Raw genomic sequence first — 20,247 nt, 5'->3', positions numbered from 1 at the left:
TACTGACAGGCACAAAAGATGCGTCCATTTGGGCGTGTCTATTTTTATGAAATTGTGTAAAATTAGTAATGAAGGAGGGGTTGTCTTGAATACAGAAGAAGGTATAAAAAAGCTGGTCGTCGTAACAGGGATGAGTGGAGCAGGTAAATCTGTTGCTATACAGAGTTTAGAAGATCTCGGTTACTTCTGTATCGATAATCTGCCGCCCATTTTATTGCCGAAGATTGTAGAGCTGATGCAGGAGAATAATGAATCGTTAGCAAAAGTAGCCATTGGCATTGATTTGCGGGGTAAAAGTTTTTTCGATAATCTGGCGAGCGAACTACAGAAGATTACGAATTTAACGGATATCGTTATACAGATGCTTTACCTTGATGCAAGTGATCATGTCCTTGTGAGCCGTTTTAAAGAGACGAGAAGAATTCATCCTCTATCTGAAGGAGGCTCACCGCTCAATGCGATTCAGTCTGAACGCCAATTGCTGGCAGATTTTCGTGGTATGGCCACCTATATGATTGATACGACTGAAATGAAACCAAAAGCTTTGCGTAGTCATATTATTGAACTGTTTAACAACGGCAAAAATAATATTTTTAAAATCAATGTCATGAGTTTCGGTTTTAAGCATGGCATCCCCATCGATGCAGATCTTGTATTTGATGTCAGATTTCTGCCCAATCCATACTATATTGATACACTGAGACCGCTCACCGGACTCGATGCATCTGTTTATGATTATGTGATGAAATGGAAGGAAACGACTATTTTTTATAATAAACTGATGGATTTATTGAAGTTCGTCATGCCCGGTTACATGCGTGAGGGAAAATCACAAGTTGTGATTGCAATCGGCTGTACAGGTGGACAGCACCGTTCCGTTGCACTTGCAGAGAGAATCAGTCACGATTTAAAAGAGTTCTTTGATTTTGAATTGGTGACTTATCACCGCGATGCGATGATTGAAGGTAAGATGAATGAGAAGGCTTAGTATATGTCTGATGGGAGGAGGAACAGGACTATCTGTTCTTGCGCGTGGTCTTAAAGCCTATCCTGTAGATATTACTGCCATTGTCACTGTGGCTGATGATGGGGGAAGTACAGGTAAAATTAGAAATGAAATGAATATTCCTGCACCCGGGGATATCAGGAATGTACTCGCTGCTTTAAGTGATGTTGAACCCTTGCTGGAAAAACTGTTTCAGTATCGCTTTGATTCTGATAATCTGGGCAGACATCCAGTCGGTAACCTCATGCTTGCAGCCATGACTGATATAACCGATGACTTCGGTCATGCGGTGCGCGAACTCAGTAAAATATTGAATGTTAAAGGAACGGTTATTCCTTCTACTAATACAAGTCCGGTTCTGAATGCTGTAATGGAAGACGGTGAAATCGTAGTAGGTGAGTCGCTAATTCCAACTAAGAACAAAAAAATTGAGCAAGTATTTCTGACACCTGCTCAAATACAGCCGATGAGCGAAGCAGTTGAAGCCTTATATGATGCTGACTTAATCGTCATGGGTCCTGGCAGTCTTTACACAAGTATTATTCCTAATATGCTGCTGGATGAGATTGCAGAGGCACTTGTTAACAGCAAGGCAAAAAAACTTTACGTCTCCAATATTATGACTCAGCCAGGTGAGACAACAGATTATACGGTGTCGGATCACATTAATGCCATCCATAAACATGTCGGTGCTCCCTTTATTGAGTTTGTTATTGCCAACCGTAAAATGTTGAATGAGAAAATTTCATCGACCTATGCTGAGAGAAATGCTTCTTTTGTAAAATGTGATGAAAATGAAATTATGAAGATGGCTATCGAAATCATTACAGACGAAAATCTGGTGCATGTCAATGAAGACTATGCAGTCCGGCATGACAATAATGTACTAGCTGATATGATTTATGAACTTGCTCTATCAGAAGTCAGTACGATTCAGGTAGATGATTAGAAAGGAAGAATAACGTGTCATTTGCATCGGAAATGAAGAATGAATTGACTCGAATAGAAGCAGATGACTGCTGTAATAAAGCGGAACTTGCTGCGCTGATTCGTATGAACGGTAACTTGAGCATCTCCAATCGTGAATGGGTGATCAATGTACAATCAGAGAATGCTGCAATTGCCAGACGTGTATTCTCATTGATTAAAAAAATATTTGGAGTAGAGATTGAGCTCCTCGTCCGTAAAAAAATGAAGCTGAAAAAAAATAATGTCTATATATGCCGCATCAAGACTAAAGCTAAAGAGATTCTTGCAGAACTAAGTATACTGGTTGATGGCAGTTTCACACACGATATAGCAGAAACACTCGTCAAAAATGATTGCTGTAAAAGAAGTTATTTAAGGGGTGCATTTTTAGCAGGTGGCTCTGTCAATAACCCTGAGACTTCTTCATATCATCTTGAAATCTTTTCATTGTATGAAAGCCATTCACGTGACTTGACTCATTTAATGAATGAGTATCAGCTGAATGCGAAAACACTTGAGCGAAAAAAGGGCTATATTTCCTATATGAAAGAAGCGGAGAAAATATCGGATTTTTTGAGTATTATAGGTGGCTATCAGGCACTGCTGAAATTTGAAGATGTCCGTATCGTTAGAGATATGCGCAACTCTGTCAACCGCTTAGTCAACTGCGAGACAGCTAATCTGAATAAAACGATTAGTGCAGCTATGAGGCAGGTAGAGAATATAGAGCTGATTGATGAAGAAATAGGACTCGATGAATTACCCGTCCGACTAAGAGAAATTGCTAAGTTGCGTGTACTGCACCAGGATATCTCGCTAAAAGAATTAGGTGAAATGGTATCAACCGGTGTCATTTCAAAGTCAGGCGTTAATCATCGGCTGCGTAAATTGGATGAAATAGCAGAAAAATTAAGAAACGGTGAACATATAGAATTAAAAAAATAAGAGGGTGGTGCAGCTGCACCACTCTCTTATTTTTGACCTCTTATTTTTTTAGGAATGAGAAAATATTTTGAGCGTTCTGTGTATTATCTTGTACACCTACAAATTTTTCTCTGCCTGGTCCGTATGCATAAACGTGGACTTCTTCACCTGTATGCACTCTTGAACCCCATGCGACATTAGCACGAACATCAACGATTTTGTTGATAGCTGCCAGTGTTTTCTTTTCATCTTTTGCTTGAGCAGCTGTTACAACAGCTTGACGTTCAGCAGCTGTTAAGTCTTTGAACTGAATATTATTGTTGATGAGTGATTCGATATCTGCACCATCAGCAATTAATTTCTGTGTTAATCCTTCATGTGTCATCTTCATATTGTTAACAACTTTAGGGTGAACTTCATACTTGTCACCAGTACCTACTGATAAACCACCAGTTGCATGGTCAGCAAGTGCGATTACTAATGTATTACAATCTGACTGTGCATATTTCAGAGCAGATTGATAAGCTTTATCAAATGCACTGATTTCACTCATCATACCTGTTAAGTCATTAGCGTGACCTGCCCAGTCAGGCTGAGAACCTTCAACCATTAAGAAGAAACCATTTTTATTTTTAGATAATTTTTCGATTGCTTTATCAGTCATCTGCGTTAGAGAAGGTTCTTTTGCTGGATCGCGGTCGATGTCTTTAGCCATAGCAGAAGGAGCAAATAAACCAATCGATTGAGAAGATTTGTTGTCATTTAACAGTTGCTTCGTATTAGTAACATATGAGAAACCATCTTTTTTCAACTTGTTGATTAAATCTAATTTAACATGGCCATTTTTATCTTTCTGCTGGAAGAAATCTACGCCTCCACCGTACATTACATCAACGACAGGTTGATAAGATTTACCGACTTTAATTTTACGAACCATATCTTCAGCGATTGCATTTTCATTCTTTCTTGACTCATTATGAGCTGCGAATGAAGCAGGAGTGGCGTGAGTCAGTTCAGAAGTTGCGACTAAACCAGTTGATTTACCCGCTTGTTTATAAGCTTCAAGGACAGTCTGCTGAGGCGTTTTATTTTTATCAACAGAAATAGCACCATTATATGTTTTAACCCCTGTTGCAAGTGCAGCGCCCGCTGCACCCGAGTCAGTAATATTGAGAACAGGATCATCACTGATTGTAATCTGCGAACCTGCTAAATGCTGATCAAAAGAAAGTTTATCAAGACCAGATTTTGTTTCATCATCTTTATAGTAACGATAAGCACCCAGTTGAGAGATACCCATACCATCACCAATCATCAAGATAACGTTTTTAGGTGTTTTTTGATTGCCATGGCAAACAGCAGGTTTATTTGTTTTTGCATGATAATTAGCATTCGGGTTATTCGTTTTTGCAATAGCAGGCTGTACACTTGAACCCGGCATATAAGATAAGAACAGGCCAGCAATGACAGATGAAGCAACTACTTTGTTAAATGTTTTCACAATTAATCCTCCCAATATTTAATTACCTCTTAAATTTAACAATTTTTTGTTAATATATAGTAAAGATGATGTAAATAATATGTAAAAAACTACTAAAAAAATCCAGCAGTTTTTACTGTTACTTTTTCTGTTTGAACTGTTCGAAAGATAAGAATGGTTCTTCAGGGATGGTTAAGCTATTTGGCGTTTCATTATTCACCTGGTGAATAGCAGTATGCATCAGCATTTCACGTTTATAATCGTATTGTCTCTGACCATAATCTTCAGCATATTTTACGTAAGCTTTATATCTCGGATCTTTATGATCAAGTGAATTTAAATATTTGACGTCATCCTTGTGCATTTTAAAGATCGGATATTTATTTTTGCTATGACCTGTCTCTATTACTTCAACATGTACTGGGTCAGCAGTGATAAAGGTTCCATTCTCAATCATATACATCTTTAATTTCTCAAACGTTACTTCAAGTATGGCATGGAATTTCTGACCTTCACCTGCTGGTCGGGTCGGAATACCGTGCCCCGTATCTTCGGTATATAGTACGGTCTCATTATCTTTGACTTGAATAGTATTGTCGATGGTCTCCGTCTTTAATTGTGTCAGAGGATAAGTTTTTTTAATGCCAGGACTCAAGCTCTCAGTATCTTTAAAAGCAGTATCTGTGTGGTCATGAATGTCTTCTTCCTGCGTTTTATTTTTATTCTCTGCCGTCGCTCTCTCAGTTTTTTCTGTAGATTCTGTTTGACTGCAGCCAGTTAAAATGCCTGCAGCTAATAATATGTATAAATATTTTTTCATCATGTACTCCTTTAAATTAAATAAGCCCTCTATTACAATAGAGGGCTTATTTCTAAATGTAATTATTTGATGAGATTGAAGATATGTTTAGCGTTGTCTGTATTTTCGATGTTGCCTCTCCATAATGAGCTTGCAGGGCCGTAACCGTAGACGTTTACATCTTCACCTGTATGTCCGCCAGTCGTCCATCCTGTTAAGCTGCGTGTATTGACCGTTGCTTCAATCGCATTTTCGATTTTAGTTGCATCTTTAGCAGCCACTGCATCTTTAATTGCCTGCATTTCTGGAGCTGTAATTTCGAAGCCGACATTTGCTTTAATGATTTCTTCGACATTAGCGCCGTCTTTCATTAATTGCGCACGTAAATATTCAGGTGTATGTTTCATCTGCTTGATTGGATCAACGAACCAGTTATAGACGCCGTTAGCACCGATTGAGAAACCACCTGTTGAATGGTCTGCTGTTGCGATAACTAATGTATTACAGTCATTTTTAGCATAGTTAACAGCTGTCTGGAATGCGAGGTCAAAGTCCTGCATTTCGCTCATTGCACCTGTGATATCATTTGCATGTCCAGCCCAGTCAATCTGTGAACCTTCAACCATTAAGAAGAAACCATTTTTATTAGTGCTTAGTTTATTAAGAGCAGTCTGAGTCATATCCTGAAGTGACGGCATTGTCGCTTCACGGTCGATCATTTTAGGCATACCGCCTTTAGAGAAAAGACCTAGTACTTGCTGACCTTGTGCGTCTTGCATTTCTTGTTTATTCGTCACAAATTTATAGCCATCTTTTTTGAATGCAGATACTAAATCTTTATCTTTACGTTCGAAGTAGTCACGACCACCCCCTAAAATAACATCGACCTTATGCTTACCATTGATTATTTCATTGTAGTAGTCGTCAGCAATAGCAGCCATATTTTTACGAGATTCATCATGAGCACCATAAGCAGCAGGTGTCGCATGTGTTACTTCAGAAGTCGCAACTAAACCAGTTGATTTACCCACTTCTTTAGCACGCTCTAATACTGTTTTCACTTCTGTTTTATCATTATCAACCGCGATAGCGTTATTATAAGTTTTAACACCTGCACTCATGGCTGTTGCAGCTGAAGCTGAGTCAGTAATGTTTTCATGAGTATCTTCTGCAATTGTACGCTGCGTTCCTAACAGATAGTGATCAAATGAAGTCAGTTCCATTTGAGATGTCGACGGATTGTCAAGCATATAACGGTGAGCTGTATTATATGAAGGGCCCATACCATCACCAATCATAAAGATGATATTTTTAGGTGTTTTTTGATTGCCATGACAAACTGCTGGTTTGTTGTTGGCATTATTGTTACTGATTTTAGCATGATAGTTAGCATTAGGATTGTTAGTTTTGGCATCAGCAGACTGAATACCAGACGTAGGCATTGATGATAAGAAAAGACCAGCAATTACAGATGAAGCAAGCACTTTGTTAAATGTTTTCATGATTAATCCTCCCAGATTTTGATTACGTACTAAATTTATCAGCTTTATGTAAAGAAGACGTACTTATTTTGTAAAGTGTATGTAAATTTCAATAAAAAAATCCACCGGCAAATGCCGGTGGATAGAGGGTTCTAGCTTATTTTTCCATATCTGTAGGATGCATAACATCATCAATCAAACCATATTCTTTTGCTTCTTCAGCGCTTAAGAAATTATCACGATCAGTATCTTTTTCAATTTTTTCGATTGGCTGACCTGTACGTTCTGACAAGATACGATTTAATTTTTCGCGTGTTTTCAAAATATGACGAGCAGCGATTTCGATTTCAGTAGCCTGCCCTTGAGCGCCACCCAGTGGCTGGTGAATCATGACTTCAGCATTAGGTAACGCAAAACGTTTACCTTTAGCACCAGCTGCAAGTAAGAATGAACCCATAGAAGCAGCCATACCGATACAGATAGTCTGTACATCCGGTTTAATATGCTGCATAGTATCGTAAATGGCCATACCGGCAGTTACACTACCACCAGGAGAATTGATGTAAAGATAGATATCTTTCTCAGCATCCTGCGCTTGAAGGAAAAGTAACTGAGAAACGATAGAGTTCGCTACGTTATCATCAATTTGAGAACCGAGCATGATAATACGGTCTTTTAATAGACGAGAGTAAATGTCATAAGCGCGTTCACCGCGGTTAGTTGATTCAATAACTGTTGGAATTAAATTCATAATAAAATCCTCCTTTATGTTTGATAATAATATACTATATAAGGTCAAAAATAGTCAAAAGATAGGTCCTAAAAATAATAGGATAATGATACTTGTATTTTTTCATATTTAAATATTAAAATATTAAAGGTATAATATGAAGTACTTGCCCTCGTGGTGTAATGGATAACACTTAAGATTCCGGTTCTTAGGCTGGGGGTTCGATTCCCTCCGAGGGCGTATTTATTCCTAGAGTAATCTAAGTTTAGAAGGTACAGGTGTCAAATAGTCAGTGAATGATTCTCTGACTATTTGACACCTGCTTTTTATTTATAGCTGCTTGCAGTATGATAAGAGGTTTATTCTTATCAGACAGTGGAAAGAATTATATAGAAGAAACCAATAAGAAAAGGGGGACAAATAGCATGTATAATTGTGTAATCAATCAAATTATAAAAACACCTGGTCAAGGTGGCAACAGTGATGGTCCGGTAGAACTTGAAAAATTACCGGAAATCGGAGACTCTTTTACGTTAGCTGACGGGGTTGTCGGCAAAGTGACTGAGATTGAGACTGAGGACCTGGAGCATTTTGACGATATTCCACATGTTGATGCCATCATCACAGTTGAAATCAGCTAAACTGGACACTCACTGAGGTGAGTGTTTTTTGTTGAATTTGAATGTATTTTTTTGTGTACAAGTATGTCGGAACGGGTATATGAAATTAATAGATACAAGGAGGACGATATTATGCTGAAAGACCGGTTGAAGTTTATCATATTATATGAACTGAAAAAGGGGACTGTACTTGCTAATTTCTTTGGCTGGATTGATTTTGATTTGCTTAGAGAAACGCTCCTTGAAATGAAAAAAGACAATGAAATCTCCGGCGAAGTTATCGTTAATGATAATGTCGTCTTAAAAGATATTGAGATTACTGAGCAGGGGCACGAAGAATTACTGGAAATGCTCAAAAAACCGGAATACGAGAAAGGTTATCATCTTTGCTGTGAAGATAATAAACTGAAGGACTGGATTTATGGCGAATGCTAATTTTAATTTAAAACTGTACACACAGCCCAACTGTCAGCTGTGTGAAGATGCGAAGATTCAACTTGGATTTGTAGAGTTGCCGATTACATATGAAGAAATTAATATCACAGATGACGATGATCTGCTGATGGATTATCAGCTGAGAGTACCAGTCCTGACATATCAGGATAAGGTCATTCAAGAAGGACACATCGATTTTGTCACAGTGACTGAGAACCTTGACTCATTATCATGAGTCAAGGTTATTTCTTGCATTTAACTTTTTAACTTGTTAATATAAACATGTAACAAGTTTTTGTCCCAAGTGGGACGATTTATGTCTCTTTAGATTGGAGGATGTCGATGGATCAAATATTTGCAGTTCAGCAGAGACTGATTCCGGATCTGATTGAGAAGATGCAACGACGTTTCAACGTACTTTCAACTATTCAGAGTGAGCAACCGATCGGCAGACGAACACTTGCTGAGCGCTTAAGTCTAACAGAGCGGGTTTTACGTGGTGATGTTGAAAGTTTGAAGGCAGAACATTTAATAGAAATTCTGCCGAAAGGCATGACCATTACTCATGAAGGTGAAAATGTACTGACTGTTTTATCTCAGCATATGGAAGTTTATAACGATTTATCTGCCCTAGGTTCTGAGTTAAATAAATGGGTGGGTATACGTAAGATTATCGTTGTTAAAGGAGATGCTGATGATAGTCAGGAGACATTATCGCATCTCGGTATCGAAGCAAGTCGTTACTTGCAGTCTTTATTGAGAGCTGAAGCAACAGTGACGGTTACTGGCGGATCAAGTACCGCAAGTATCGCGGAACATCTGGCTGAACTTCCTTTTCATGTCACATTCACACCTGCTCGTGGAGGGCTAGGTGAAGATATGATACATCAGGCTAATTTCATTGTTGCGAAAATGGCGGAATATACCGGTGGACATTATGAAACCTTATACGTGCCTGATCAGGTCAGCGAACAAACTTATCTGAGTCTGATTGAAGAACCCTCCATCCGATCTGTACTTCATCAGATTAAATCTGCAGATATTGTTGTCCATGGTATTGGTAATGCAATCAAGATGGCAACAAGACGAAAAACAGAGCTGGCAGTCAGGGAGTTATTAAGAGAAAAAGAAGCAGTCGGTGAAGCTTTTGGTTATTATTACGATAAAAAGGGTAATATTGTCTATAAGGTACGAACGATTGGTCTACAGCGTGAGGATATTGGTTCCAAAAAACATATCATCGCAGTAGCAGGTGGCAGCAGTAAAGTAGAGGCTATTGCAGCCTATCTTAAAATAGCGCCCCCGCAGACTACATTGATCACCGACGAAAAAGTAGCAAAGCAATTATTAAAGGCATATGCCTTTGACAATAATAATATTTAAAAGGAGGCCATTATTCATGGCAATTAAAGTAGCAATCAACGGTTTTGGACGTATCGGTCGTTTAGCATTCAGAAGATTACAAGAAGTTAAAGATATCGAAGTGGTGGCAGTTAACGATTTAACGGAAGACGATATGCTTGCTCATCTCTTGAAATACGATACTACACAAGGTCGTTTCAAAGAGGAAGTACGTGTCATTGAAGGTGGTTTCCTTGTTAATGGGCGTGAGGTTAAATCATACTCTAACCCTAAAGCAGAAGAGCTTCCATGGGGCGAACTGGGCATTGATGTTGTTTTAGAATGTACTGGTTTCTATACAAGCGAAGAAAAAGCACAAGCTCACATTAAAGCAGGTGCTAAAAAAGTATTAATTTCAGCACCCGCAACTGGCGATCTGAAAACAGTTGTCTTCAATGTTAACCATGATGTGTTAGATGGTTCTGAACAAATCGTTTCAGGTGCTTCATGTACAACTAACTGTTTAGCTCCAATGGCTCAAACATTAAACGATAAATTTGGCATCATTGAAGGTTTAATGATGACAGTTCACGCTTACACAGGTGACCAGAACACACTTGATGCTCCACATGCTAAAGGCGACTTCCGTCGTGCACGTGCAGCTGCACAGAACATCGTGCCTAATTCAACAGGTGCTGCTAAAGCAATCGGATTAGTTATCCCTGAATTAAAAGGTAAACTTGATGGTTCTGCACAACGTGTTCCAGTTGCAACAGGTTCTATCACAGAGCTGACAACTATCCTGGAAAAAGAAGTAACAGTAGAAGAAATCAACCAGGCGATGAGAGAAGCTTCAAACGAATCATTTGGTTACACTGAAGACCAAATCGTTTCTTCTGATATCATCGGTATTACTTACGGTTCATTATTCGATGCAACTCAAACTCGTGTAATGACAGTCGGTGACCACCAAATGGTTAAAACTGTAGCTTGGTACGATAACGAAATGAGTTATACAGCACAATTAGTACGTACGTTACAGTTCTTAGCAGAACAAGCACAACAAGCTTAATTTGAGTTAAGCGTAAGCAGGAGAAGATACGCTTCTCCTGCTTATTTTTTTCTTAATCCTTGGTATACTGATAGTGACACCATTTTGAGGAGGAAAAGTAATGACAAAGAAGATTGTTTCAGATTTAGAATTGAAGGACAAAAAAGTACTGGTAAGAGCTGATTTCAATGTACCGATGAAAGACGGGAAAATCACGAATGATAATCGTATTATTCAGGCGCTGCCGACAATCAAACACATCATTGAACAAGGCGGCAAAGTCATCTTATTCTCACATTTAGGAAAAGTAAAAACAGAAGAAGATAAAGAAAAATTATCTCTTCAACCTGTTGCTCGTCGACTGGCAGAGTTACTAGGCACAGAAGTTGGCTTTACAGATGCAACTCGCGGTGCAGATGTAGAAGAATCAATCAATAATCTTAAATCAGGTGATGTTTTCCTGATTCAGAATACACGCTTTGAAGATATAGACGGTAAGAAGGAAAGCAAGAACGATTCTGAACTTGGTGAATACTGGGCATCTCTAGGTGATGTATTCGTCAACGATGCTTTCGGTACTGCACACCGTGAACATGCATCTAACGTCGGTATTGCCTCTCATCTGGAATCAGCAGCAGGTTTCCTGATGGAAAAAGAAATTAAATTTATCGGCGGCGTGGTCGAAAATCCAGAACGTCCATTTGTAGCTATTCTGGGTGGCGCTAAAGTATCAGATAAGATCGGCGTGATTGAAAATCTGCTTAAAGTAGCAGATAAAGTTCTGATCGGCGGCGGTATGGCTTATACGTTCCTGAATGCTCAGGGCAAAGAAATTGGTCAATCACTACTTGAAGAAGATAAGGTTGACCTCGCTAAGGAATTACTTGAGCGCGGCGAAGGTAAGATTGTACTTCCAGTCGATGCAAAAGTTACAAAGGAATTTTCAAATGATGGAGATATTAAAGAAGTTTCTATCGATGAAATTCCTGCTGAAGAACAAGCACTTGATATTGGTTCTAAAACAGTTGAACTTTTCGCAGAACAGCTTAAAGGTGCGAAAACAGTGGTCTGGAACGGACCGATGGGTGTGTTTGAGATGAGTAACTTCGCAAAAGGAACAATCGGTGTTTGTGAATCAATCGCTAACTTAGAAGATGCAACAACAATTATCGGTGGCGGTGATTCAGCTGCAGCAGCAATGGATCTTGGTTTCGCTGACCAATTTACGCACATCTCTACAGGTGGCGGCGCATCACTTGAATATTTAGAAGGAAAAGAATTACCAGGTATTAAATCAATCTCAGATAAATAGGAGCGGATAGATAATGAGAAAACCGATTATTGCAGGTAACTGGAAAATGAATAAAACAGTTGCAGAAGCAAAAATCTTTGTACAAAACTTACCAGAATTACCATCAACTGAAGAAGTGGACACAGTCATCTGTGCACCTGCTATTCAACTTGATGCATTAGTAAGTGCTGATGTGAAAAATCTAAATATCGGTGCTCAGAATGCTTATTTCGAAGATAATGGTGCTTTTACCGGTGAAACAAGCCCTGCAGCACTTAAAGACTTAGGTGTTAAATATGTGGTTTTAGGTCACTCAGAACGCCGCGAATATTTCTATGAGACAGACGAAGACGTCAACAAGAAAGCACTGGCTGTCTTCAAAAATGATATGACACCAATCATTTGTGTGGGTGAGACTTTAGAGCAGCGTGAAGGTAACGAATTCGAAGCGGTCATCGGTCAGCAAGTTTCTGCAGCTTTAAAAGGCTTTACAGAAGCACAGGTGAAACAAGCGGTGATTGCGTATGAACCTATCTGGGCAATCGGTACAGGTAAGTCTGCTACTTCTCAGGATGCTGAAGATAGCTGTCAGTTTGTCCGTTCAGTCGTAGAGAAAGACTTCTCTAAAGAAGTGGCTGATGCTGTTCGTATTCAATACGGTGGTTCTGTAAAACCAGAAAACATTAAGGAGTATATGGCACAGCCTGACATCGATGGTGCATTAGTCGGTGGCGCGTCTCTTGAAGTGGACTCATTCGTTAAATTGTTAGAAGGTGCTAAGTAATGACGCAACCGACAGCACTTATTATTTTAGATGGTTTTGCTAATCGCGATGAAGAAAAAGGGAATGCAGTTAAGCAGGCATATAAACCTAATTTTGATCGCTATTACAATCAATATCCGCACAACCAGTTGATGGCATGCGGACTTGATGTAGGACTGCCTGAGGGGCAGATGGGCAACTCAGAAGTAGGACATTTAAATATCGGCGCAGGCCGCATTGTCTACCAGAGTCTGACACGTATTAATAAATCTATTAAAGACGGAGATTTCTTTGATAATGAAGTCTTGCTTAAAAGCATGCAGCATGTTAAAGAGCATAATAGTACACTGCATTTAATGGGACTGTTATCAGACGGTGGTGTGCACAGTCACTATCACCATGTTTTTGCCTTGCTTGAGATGGCAAAGCAGCAAGGACTTGATTGTGTTTATGTTCATGCTTTCCTTGATGGACGTGATGTAGGACAGGAAACAGCTCTTCAGTATATTGAAGAAACAGAGAAGAAATTCAAAGAACTAGGTATCGGACAGTTTGCATCTGTTTCAGGACGTTATTATGCAATGGACCGTGACAAACGCTGGGAACGTGAACAGCTTGCTTATGAGGCGCTGACTTACGGTAAAGGTAAGGAATATCAGACAGCAGCAGAAGGTGTAAAAGCAAGTTATGCAGAAGGGGTGACCGATGAGTTTGTTATCCCGTTTGTCGTCAAAGATTCATCCGGTAAACACGAGAATACAGGTGTTAATGACGGAGACAGTATGATTTTCTTTAACTTCCGTCCAGACCGTGCAGCTCAATTATCAGAAGTCTACACAAATGAAGAGTTTGTTGGTTTTGAGATGGAGCGCAGACTGATTGGTATTCAGTTTGTCACTTTCACAAAATACAGCGACAACATTAAAGCAGACGTCGTCTTTGAAAAAGAGAATTTAGTCAATACAATAGGAGAAGTGGCAGCGAATGCAGGTAAAAAGCAGCTTCGAATCGCTGAAACAGAGAAATACCCGCATGTTACTTATTTTATGAGCGGTGGACGTAATGAAGAGTTCGATGGTGAACGTCGTGTCCTCATTAACTCACCGAAAGTAGCAACATATGATCTGAAGCCTGAAATGAGTGCTTACGAAGTGAAAGATGCTCTCCTTTCAGAACTTGATAAAAAAGACCTTGACCTAGTGATCCTGAATTTTGCAAATCCTGATATGGTCGGTCATAGCGGCAAACTCGAACCGACAATTAAAGCGATTGAAGCGGTAGACGAGTGTCTGGGAGAAGTTGTCGACCGTATTATTGAGCTCGGAGGTCGTGCTATCATTACGGCCGATCATGGTAACTCTGATGAAGTGATTACGATGGATGATCAGCCGATGACGGCCCATACAACTAATCCGGTGCCAGTGATTGTAACAGATGAAGCTGTTAAGTTACGCGAGGGCGGTCGTCTCGCTGACCTTGCACCAACGTTACTCGATATGATGGAAGTGGAGCAGCCTGTTGAAATGACAGGAGAATCACTGATCATCAAGTAAATGATATTAGTTGATTAAATAGGAACAATAATCAATAATATAATAGAAAATACATTCAAAGGAGTTTTAACTATGCCAATTATTACAGATGTATACGCACGCGAAGTCCTGGACTCACGTGGTAATCCGACAATCGAAGTAGAAGTACTAACTGAAAGCGGTGCATTTGGTCGTGCCCTCGTACCATCAGGCGCTTCAACAGGCGAACATGAAGCAGTTGAATTACGTGATGGCGACAAAGAACGCTACTCAGGTAAAGGTGTAGAAAAAGCTGTTGAAAATGTAAACGAAATTATCGCACCAGAAATCATTGAAGGTGAATTCTCAGTTCTTGAACAGGTTTCGCTTGATAAAATGATGATTGCTTTAGATGGTACACCGAATAAAGGTAAACTCGGTGCCAATGCAATTCTTGGCGTGTCTATGGCAGTTGCACGTGCTGCTGCAGATTACTTAGGACAACCTTTATACAAATATTTAGGTGGCTTCAACGGTGTTCAGTTACCTGTACCGATGATGAATATCGTCAATGGTGGTTCTCACTCAGATGCACCGATTGCATTCCAGGAGTTCATGGTATTACCAGTTGGCGCAGATTCATTTAAAGAAGCATTACGCTGGGGCGCTGAAATCTTCCATAACTTAAAATCAATCTTAAAAGAACGTGGACTTGAAACATCTGTTGGTGACGAAGGTGGATTTGCACCTCGTTTCGAAGGTACAGAAGATGGTGTTGAAACTATTTTAGAAGCAATCAAGAAATCAGGCCTTGAACCAGGCAAAGATGTTTATCTCGGCTTTGACTGTGCAGCTTCTGAATTCTATGAAGATGGTGTTTATAACTACGCTAAATTCGAAGGAGAAGGCGGCGCAAAACGTTCAGCTTCTGAACAAGTCGATTATCTGGAAGAATTAGTGAATAAATATCCGATCATCTCTATTGAAGATGGTATGGATGAGAACGACTGGGATGGCTGGAAAGCTCTTACTGAACGTTTAGGTGATAGAGTACAGCTTGTCGGTGACGATTTATTCGTAACAAATACTGAAATTCTTGCACGTGGTATTGAGCAAGGTATCGGTAACTCAATCTTAATTAAAGTGAATCAGATCGGTACGCTGACTGAGACATTCGAAGCGATTGAAATGGCTAAAAAAGCAGGCTACACTGCAGTCGTTTCTCACCGTTCAGGTGAAACAGAAGATACAACAATCGCTGATATTGCTGTTGCGACAAATGCAGGTCAAATTAAGACAGGTTCATTATCAAGAACAGACCGTATTGCAAAATACAACCAGTTACTTCGCATTGAAGATGAATTATATGAAACAGCAAAATTTGAAGGACTTAAATCTTTCTATAACTTAAATAAATAATTTTTAGAGAGAGAAGACACGGGACGCCGTGTCTTCTTTTGTTGTTATTTCTTTTTTTTCTTTTTCATGGTAAAATGATACGAGTGATTATTAGTAGGAGGACCCTCTATGCATACTGCACTTACGATTCTTTTAGTTATTGTCTGTATCGCACTTATAACAGTTGTTTTACTGCAGGAAGGTAAAAGTAATGGTTTATCTGGCGCCATCAGTGGTGGAGCTGAGACATTATTCGGCAAGCAGAAAACACGCGGTGTTGATTTAATATTACTGCGTACGACAATTGTTCTGTCAGTACTCTTCTTTATTATTATGCTGGCATTAACTTATTTTAAACTGTAGATGATAAGTCCGGTGCATCCCGGGCTTTTTTATTTTGATTAGCAATAAAAAACACATACAATAGAAGTAATAGGTGAAAAGGAGTTATGATCATGAAAATTCGATTACCTGAACCATTTTTATTTGAGGAGGGACCTCGTGCAGTATTATTACTACACGGCTTTACCGGTAATTCTTCTGATGTCAGACAGTTAGGACGATTTTTACAGAAGAAAGGGTATACGTCTTATGCACCCCATTATGAAGGGCACGGTGTACCTCCAGAAGAACTGCTTCAGTCCAGTCCTCATATCTGGTGGGGTCAGGTTCTCGAAGCGTATGACTTCCTCAAACAAAAAGGCTATGAAGATATTGCAGTGGCAGGTCTGTCATTAGGTGGCGATTTTGCACTTCGCCTCAGTCAGCATCGCGATATAAATAGCGTAGCGACGATGTGTTCACCGATGCATATTAAAACGACTGGCAATATGTTTGAAGGTGTGCTGGAATATGCGCGTGAGTTTAAGAAACGTGAAGGTAAAGATGCGGCACAGATTGACCGTGAGATGAGTGCGTTTCATCCGACAGCATTACTTGAAGACTTACAGGAGACAATCGTTAAAGTCAGAGAGTCTGTAGATAATGTATTCGCACCTCTTTTTGTCGCCCAAGGTAAACTGGACACAATGATTAATCCAGATTCTGCTAACATCATTTATAATGAGGCTTCAAGCGACGTGAAGGAAATTCACTGGTATGAACAGTCAGGTCACGTCATTACAATAGATAAGGAAAAAGAACAGCTCTTTGAAGATTATTATGCATTTCTTGAAGAGCTTGAATGGTCTCACTAACGAAAGGAGAAGGCTATGACATTTACAAATGAACTATTAACGATATTTCAGACGAGAAAAAATGAGGTATTGTCAATCAATGAGATTGAACAACTGCTGAACCTAACGACTGCAGATGAATTTAAAGCACTTGTTAAAGAGCTCGTAGAACTTGAACAAAAAGGAAAGATTAAACGGACAAAAGAAGACCGTTATATGCTGAATGACTCTGACCTTGTTGAAGGAATCATCAGCCAGAATAAAAAAGGATTTGCCTTTGTACGTCCTTTAACCGAGGGTGTGGAAGATATCTTCATCCCACCGAATGCGATTAACCAGGCGATGGACGGCGACACGGTTGTCGTCAAAGTATCCAAAGGGCGTGATGGACGCGAGGAAGGTGTCATCAAGGAAATTAAAGAACGTGCCATCACTCAGGTTGTCGGTACTTATACAGAAGCAAAACACTTTGGTTTCGTTCTACCGGATGATAAAAGAATTACACAGGATATTTTCATTCCTAAAAACCGTAATCTAGGAGCAGTTGAAGGGCATAAAGTACTTGTTGAACTGACTGCCTATCCAGATGGCACAAGCAATCCGGAAGGACATGTCACTGCAATTCTTGGACATAAAAATGATCCAGGTGTTGATATTTTATCTATCATCTATCAGCACGGCATCAATATTGACTTTGCTCCAGATGCGATTAAAGAAGCAGAGCAAGTGCCGGATGCGATCAGTGAAAGTGAAATTAAAGGACGACGCGATCTGCGTAATAAACTGACTATTACAATTGATGGTGCAGATGCAAAAGATTTAGATGATGCGATCAGTATTGAACGTAAAGGTGAGAACTATATCCTGACGGTCAGTATTGCGGATGTCAGTCATTATGTAACTGAAGGTTCAGCACTGGACCGTGAAGCCTATGAGCGAGGCACAAGTGTCTATTTAGTAGACCGTGTTATTCCGATGATTCCGCATCGTCTATCTAACGGTATCTGTTCTTTAAATCCTCATGCAGACCGCCTTACACTAAGCTGTGAGATGGAAATTAATCCATCAGGTAAAGTGGTACGGCATGATATTTTTGACAGTGTCATTTACTCAGATGAACGGATGACTTATACAGATGTTAATGAAATACTGGATGGTAATAAAGAGCTTCGCGATAAATATGCCCATATCGTACCGATGATTGAAGATGCACAGAGCTTGAATACTATTCTGGCTTCAATGCGTAAACGTCGCGGAGAGGTAGACTTTGATTTCAAGGAAGCAAAAATTCTTGTTAATGATGACGGCGTTCCTTATGACGTTGCGATTCGCGAGCGTGGTAAAGGTGAACGACTCATTGAATCGTTTATGCTGGCAGCCAATGAAACAGTGGCAGAGCATTTCCATCAGATGAAAGTACCGTTCATTTATCGTATTCATGAAGAACCGAAAGCAGATAAAATCAAGCGTTTCTTTGAATTTATAGCCAACTTCGGTATTCTTGTTCGTGGTGGGACAGAGGATATTCATCCTAAGACGCTTCAGACGATTGCTAAAGAGATTAAAGGAAAGCCTGAGGAAATGGTGATTTCAACACTGATGCTCCGCAGTATGCAGCAGGCGAAGTATTCAGAGCAGTCTCTAGGTCACTTCGGTTTATCAGCACAATATTATACACACTTCACATCACCGATCCGTCGTTATCCTGACTTAATCGTTCATCGCCTTATCCGTAAATATTTGATTGAAAAATTAATGGATGAACAGGCGCAGGATCAGTGGGAAGAGATGCTTGTTGAAATCAGTGACCATACATCTAAACGTGAACGACGTGCCGTTGATGCAGAACGCGATACAGATGATCTGAAGAAGGCGGAGTATATGTTACAGCATGTGGGAGAGGAATACGAAGGTATTATCTCATCAGTAGCCAACTTCGGAATGTTCGTGGAACTGAAAAATACAATTGAAGGTATGGTTCATAACACAAATATGACAGATGATTACTATAATTTTGATGAACGTCAGATGGCACTCATTGGTGAAAAGACAGCAAAAGTCTTCCGCATTGGTGATAAAGTAAAAATCAAAGTATTAAGTGTCAATGTCGATGAACGTAAGATTGATTTCAGCATCGTCGGCATGGAGCCTAGATCAGTTGAACGTAAATCACGCGGTACAGTAATACGTACAGAGAAAAAAGAAGGACGCAGTGACAGTGGTAACAAAGGTCGCGGTAAAGGTCGTGGCCATAACAATAAAGATAAAAAGCCCTTCTACAAATCAAAAACAGTGAAAAATGCAGGACGTGGCAAGAAGAAATAGAGGTGAGATTAATGCCAAAAGGTGATGGCAAAACGCTCGCACAGAATAGAAAAGCGAGTCATGACTATACGATAGAAGAAACAATAGAAGCGGGTATTGAACTTAAAGGTACGGAAATCAAATCAATCAGACGAGGCAGTGCGAATCTTCGTGATTCCTATGCCCGTGTCTATCAAGGCGAAATGTATGTCTACAATATGCATATCGCACCTTACGAAGAAGGAAACCGTTTTAATCATGATCCACTTCGTACACGCAAGCTGCTACTCAAGCGCAAGCAGATTGACAAACTGTTCGGTGAAACAAGAGAAAAAGGCTATGCACTCATACCACTTAAACTGTATATTAAAAACGGCTATTGTAAGATGCTTCTCGGACTTGCTAAAGGTAAAAAAGACTATGATAAACGTCATACATTAAAAGCTAAAGAAGCAAAACGTGAGATGGATAGAGCGCTAAAAGGCAAATACTAAGAGAATAGGTGCAATTTATTTGCACCTCACTTCTCAATTTGTTATATTATATGGTGCTAGTTAAAATAACGATTTATTATCCTGGGGGCGTTACGGATTCGACAGGGGTCACTTGGGTTGGTATAGCGTGCCGGAGGGCTGTCTCCGCATCAACACAACAGTTATAATAACTGGCAAAACTAACAATTTCGCAGTAGCTGCCTAATCGCACTCTGCACCTCTCTCAAGCATCGCCTATGTGCCTGATGTAGAGGTTCAACTTTAGTAGGATACGCTGTTCACTTCCGCCTGGAGTCTGAACAGAAGAGATTAATCGGGCTAGCCATTAAGTAGGTTGTCCATTGTCAGCTTAATGGTGAAACCTTAACAATGCGACTACGCACGTAGAAGTATCAATTGCAGGATCTCTGGACGCGGGTTCGACTCCCGCCGTCTCCATATTTCAGACCTTGTATATCGGGGTTTTTAAACAACA

At 39.8% G+C, this 20,247-nt stretch carries 20 protein-coding genes, 1 tRNA gene and 1 other RNA gene; 18 read left to right on the top strand and 4 right to left on the bottom strand.

The window, feature by feature from the left end:
- Nucleotides 1–46 precede the first annotated feature (46 nt).
- From rapZ to whiA, 3 genes are read left to right on the top strand one after another with little or no spacing between them, the layout of a single operon-like run.
- Nucleotides 47–988 carry an RNase adapter RapZ gene (rapZ, locus tag ERX37_RS08150; RefSeq protein ID WP_133430179.1) on the top strand — a complete coding sequence of 314 codons (942 nt, stop codon included), beginning with the start codon at nucleotides 47–49 and terminating at the stop codon, nucleotides 986–988.
- The gene (locus ERX37_RS08145; RefSeq protein WP_133430178.1) at nucleotides 975–1,955 is read left to right on the top strand and encodes a gluconeogenesis factor YvcK family protein; all 981 of its coding nucleotides are present in this window, start codon (nucleotides 975–977) and stop codon (nucleotides 1,953–1,955) included. Before rapZ ends, ERX37_RS08145 begins: the two co-directional genes overlap by 14 nt.
- 14 nt (nucleotides 1,956–1,969) lie before the next feature.
- Entirely contained in the window at nucleotides 1,970–2,920 is a 951-nt protein-coding gene (whiA, locus tag ERX37_RS08140) for a DNA-binding protein WhiA (RefSeq protein WP_133430177.1), read from the top strand.
- A gap of 40 nt (nucleotides 2,921–2,960) precedes the next feature.
- Here the strand turns inward: whiA and ERX37_RS08135 are convergent, their stop codons facing one another.
- The 4 genes from ERX37_RS08135 to clpP all read right to left on the bottom strand — a co-directional run bounded on the left by ERX37_RS08135 (nucleotide 2,961) and on the right by clpP (nucleotide 7,410).
- Nucleotides 2,961–4,400 (bottom strand): alkaline phosphatase, encoded by a 1,440-nt coding sequence (locus ERX37_RS08135; protein ID WP_188352329.1) that lies wholly within the window; start codon nucleotides 4,398–4,400, stop codon nucleotides 2,961–2,963.
- Nucleotides 4,401–4,518: 118 nt separating this feature from the next.
- Nucleotides 4,519–5,199, bottom strand: a complete 681-nt coding sequence (locus tag ERX37_RS08130) for a membrane lipoprotein lipid attachment site-containing protein (protein ID WP_133430176.1) — start codon at nucleotides 5,197–5,199, stop codon at nucleotides 4,519–4,521.
- A 62-nt stretch (nucleotides 5,200–5,261) separates the two neighbouring features.
- The gene (locus ERX37_RS08125; RefSeq protein ID WP_133430175.1) at nucleotides 5,262–6,680 is read right to left on the bottom strand and encodes an alkaline phosphatase; all 1,419 of its coding nucleotides are present in this window, start codon (nucleotides 6,678–6,680) and stop codon (nucleotides 5,262–5,264) included.
- 136 nt (nucleotides 6,681–6,816) lie between these two features.
- The gene (clpP, locus tag ERX37_RS08120; protein WP_133430174.1) at nucleotides 6,817–7,410 is read right to left on the bottom strand and encodes an ATP-dependent Clp endopeptidase proteolytic subunit ClpP; all 594 of its coding nucleotides are present in this window, start codon (nucleotides 7,408–7,410) and stop codon (nucleotides 6,817–6,819) included.
- Between the two features lie 147 nt (nucleotides 7,411–7,557).
- Here clpP and ERX37_RS08115 point away from each other — a divergent pair.
- The 15 genes from ERX37_RS08115 to ssrA all read left to right on the top strand — a co-directional run bounded on the left by ERX37_RS08115 (nucleotide 7,558) and on the right by ssrA (nucleotide 20,213).
- Nucleotides 7,558–7,629: transfer RNA gene (locus ERX37_RS08115), tRNA-Arg, on the top strand.
- Between the two features lie 185 nt (nucleotides 7,630–7,814).
- The gene (locus ERX37_RS08110; RefSeq protein ID WP_133430173.1) at nucleotides 7,815–8,030 is read left to right on the top strand and encodes a hypothetical protein; all 216 of its coding nucleotides are present in this window, start codon (nucleotides 7,815–7,817) and stop codon (nucleotides 8,028–8,030) included.
- A gap of 111 nt (nucleotides 8,031–8,141) precedes the next feature.
- On the top strand, nucleotides 8,142–8,444 hold the full coding sequence (locus ERX37_RS08105) for a hypothetical protein (RefSeq protein WP_133430172.1): 303 nt from the start codon (nucleotides 8,142–8,144) through the stop codon (nucleotides 8,442–8,444).
- The gene (locus ERX37_RS08100) at nucleotides 8,431–8,679 is read left to right on the top strand and encodes a glutaredoxin family protein (RefSeq protein ID WP_133430171.1); all 249 of its coding nucleotides are present in this window, start codon (nucleotides 8,431–8,433) and stop codon (nucleotides 8,677–8,679) included. The genes ERX37_RS08105 and ERX37_RS08100 overlap by 14 nt, the downstream gene beginning before the upstream one ends.
- A gap of 107 nt (nucleotides 8,680–8,786) precedes the next feature.
- Nucleotides 8,787–9,827, top strand: coding sequence for a sugar-binding transcriptional regulator (locus ERX37_RS08095; protein WP_133430170.1), 1,041 nt, complete (start codon nucleotides 8,787–8,789; stop codon nucleotides 9,825–9,827).
- 16 nt (nucleotides 9,828–9,843) lie between these two features.
- On the top strand, nucleotides 9,844–10,857 hold the full coding sequence (gene gap / locus ERX37_RS08090) for a type I glyceraldehyde-3-phosphate dehydrogenase (RefSeq protein WP_133430169.1): 1,014 nt from the start codon (nucleotides 9,844–9,846) through the stop codon (nucleotides 10,855–10,857).
- Nucleotides 10,858–10,957: 100 nt separating this feature from the next.
- Entirely contained in the window at nucleotides 10,958–12,148 is a 1,191-nt protein-coding gene (locus ERX37_RS08085) for a phosphoglycerate kinase (protein WP_133430168.1), read from the top strand.
- A gap of 13 nt (nucleotides 12,149–12,161) precedes the next feature.
- The gene (tpiA, locus tag ERX37_RS08080) at nucleotides 12,162–12,911 is read left to right on the top strand and encodes a triose-phosphate isomerase (protein WP_133430167.1); all 750 of its coding nucleotides are present in this window, start codon (nucleotides 12,162–12,164) and stop codon (nucleotides 12,909–12,911) included.
- On the top strand, nucleotides 12,911–14,443 hold the full coding sequence (gene gpmI, locus ERX37_RS08075; RefSeq protein ID WP_133430166.1) for a 2,3-bisphosphoglycerate-independent phosphoglycerate mutase: 1,533 nt from the start codon (nucleotides 12,911–12,913) through the stop codon (nucleotides 14,441–14,443). The genes tpiA and gpmI overlap by 1 nt, the downstream gene beginning before the upstream one ends.
- Nucleotides 14,444–14,515: 72 nt before the next feature.
- Entirely contained in the window at nucleotides 14,516–15,820 is a 1,305-nt protein-coding gene (eno, locus tag ERX37_RS08070) for a surface-displayed alpha-enolase (protein ID WP_133430165.1), read from the top strand.
- Between the two features lie 108 nt (nucleotides 15,821–15,928).
- The gene (gene secG / locus ERX37_RS08065; RefSeq protein WP_133430164.1) at nucleotides 15,929–16,162 is read left to right on the top strand and encodes a preprotein translocase subunit SecG; all 234 of its coding nucleotides are present in this window, start codon (nucleotides 15,929–15,931) and stop codon (nucleotides 16,160–16,162) included.
- A gap of 92 nt (nucleotides 16,163–16,254) precedes the next feature.
- A complete protein-coding gene (locus ERX37_RS08060) occupies nucleotides 16,255–16,995 on the top strand; it encodes an alpha/beta hydrolase (protein WP_133430163.1) in 741 nt (246 codons plus the stop codon).
- A gap of 15 nt (nucleotides 16,996–17,010) precedes the next feature.
- Complete coding sequence (gene rnr, locus ERX37_RS08055; protein ID WP_133430162.1) at nucleotides 17,011–19,299, top strand: ribonuclease R; 2,289 nt, start codon at nucleotides 17,011–17,013, stop codon at nucleotides 19,297–19,299.
- A gap of 11 nt (nucleotides 19,300–19,310) precedes the next feature.
- The gene (gene smpB / locus ERX37_RS08050) at nucleotides 19,311–19,772 is read left to right on the top strand and encodes an SsrA-binding protein SmpB (RefSeq protein ID WP_133430161.1); all 462 of its coding nucleotides are present in this window, start codon (nucleotides 19,311–19,313) and stop codon (nucleotides 19,770–19,772) included.
- An 83-nt stretch (nucleotides 19,773–19,855) separates the two neighbouring features.
- Nucleotides 19,856–20,213, top strand: a transfer-messenger RNA (tmRNA) gene (ssrA, locus tag ERX37_RS08045).
- The last annotated feature ends 34 nt before the right edge of the window (nucleotides 20,214–20,247 follow it).

Source organism: Macrococcus hajekii, assembly GCF_004359505.1.
Taxonomy (GTDB): Bacteria; Bacillota; Bacilli; order Staphylococcales; family Staphylococcaceae; genus Macrococcus; species Macrococcus hajekii.
The sequence above is the reverse complement of the archived record's forward strand: the minus strand, read 5'-3'. Positions and strand labels throughout refer to the sequence as shown.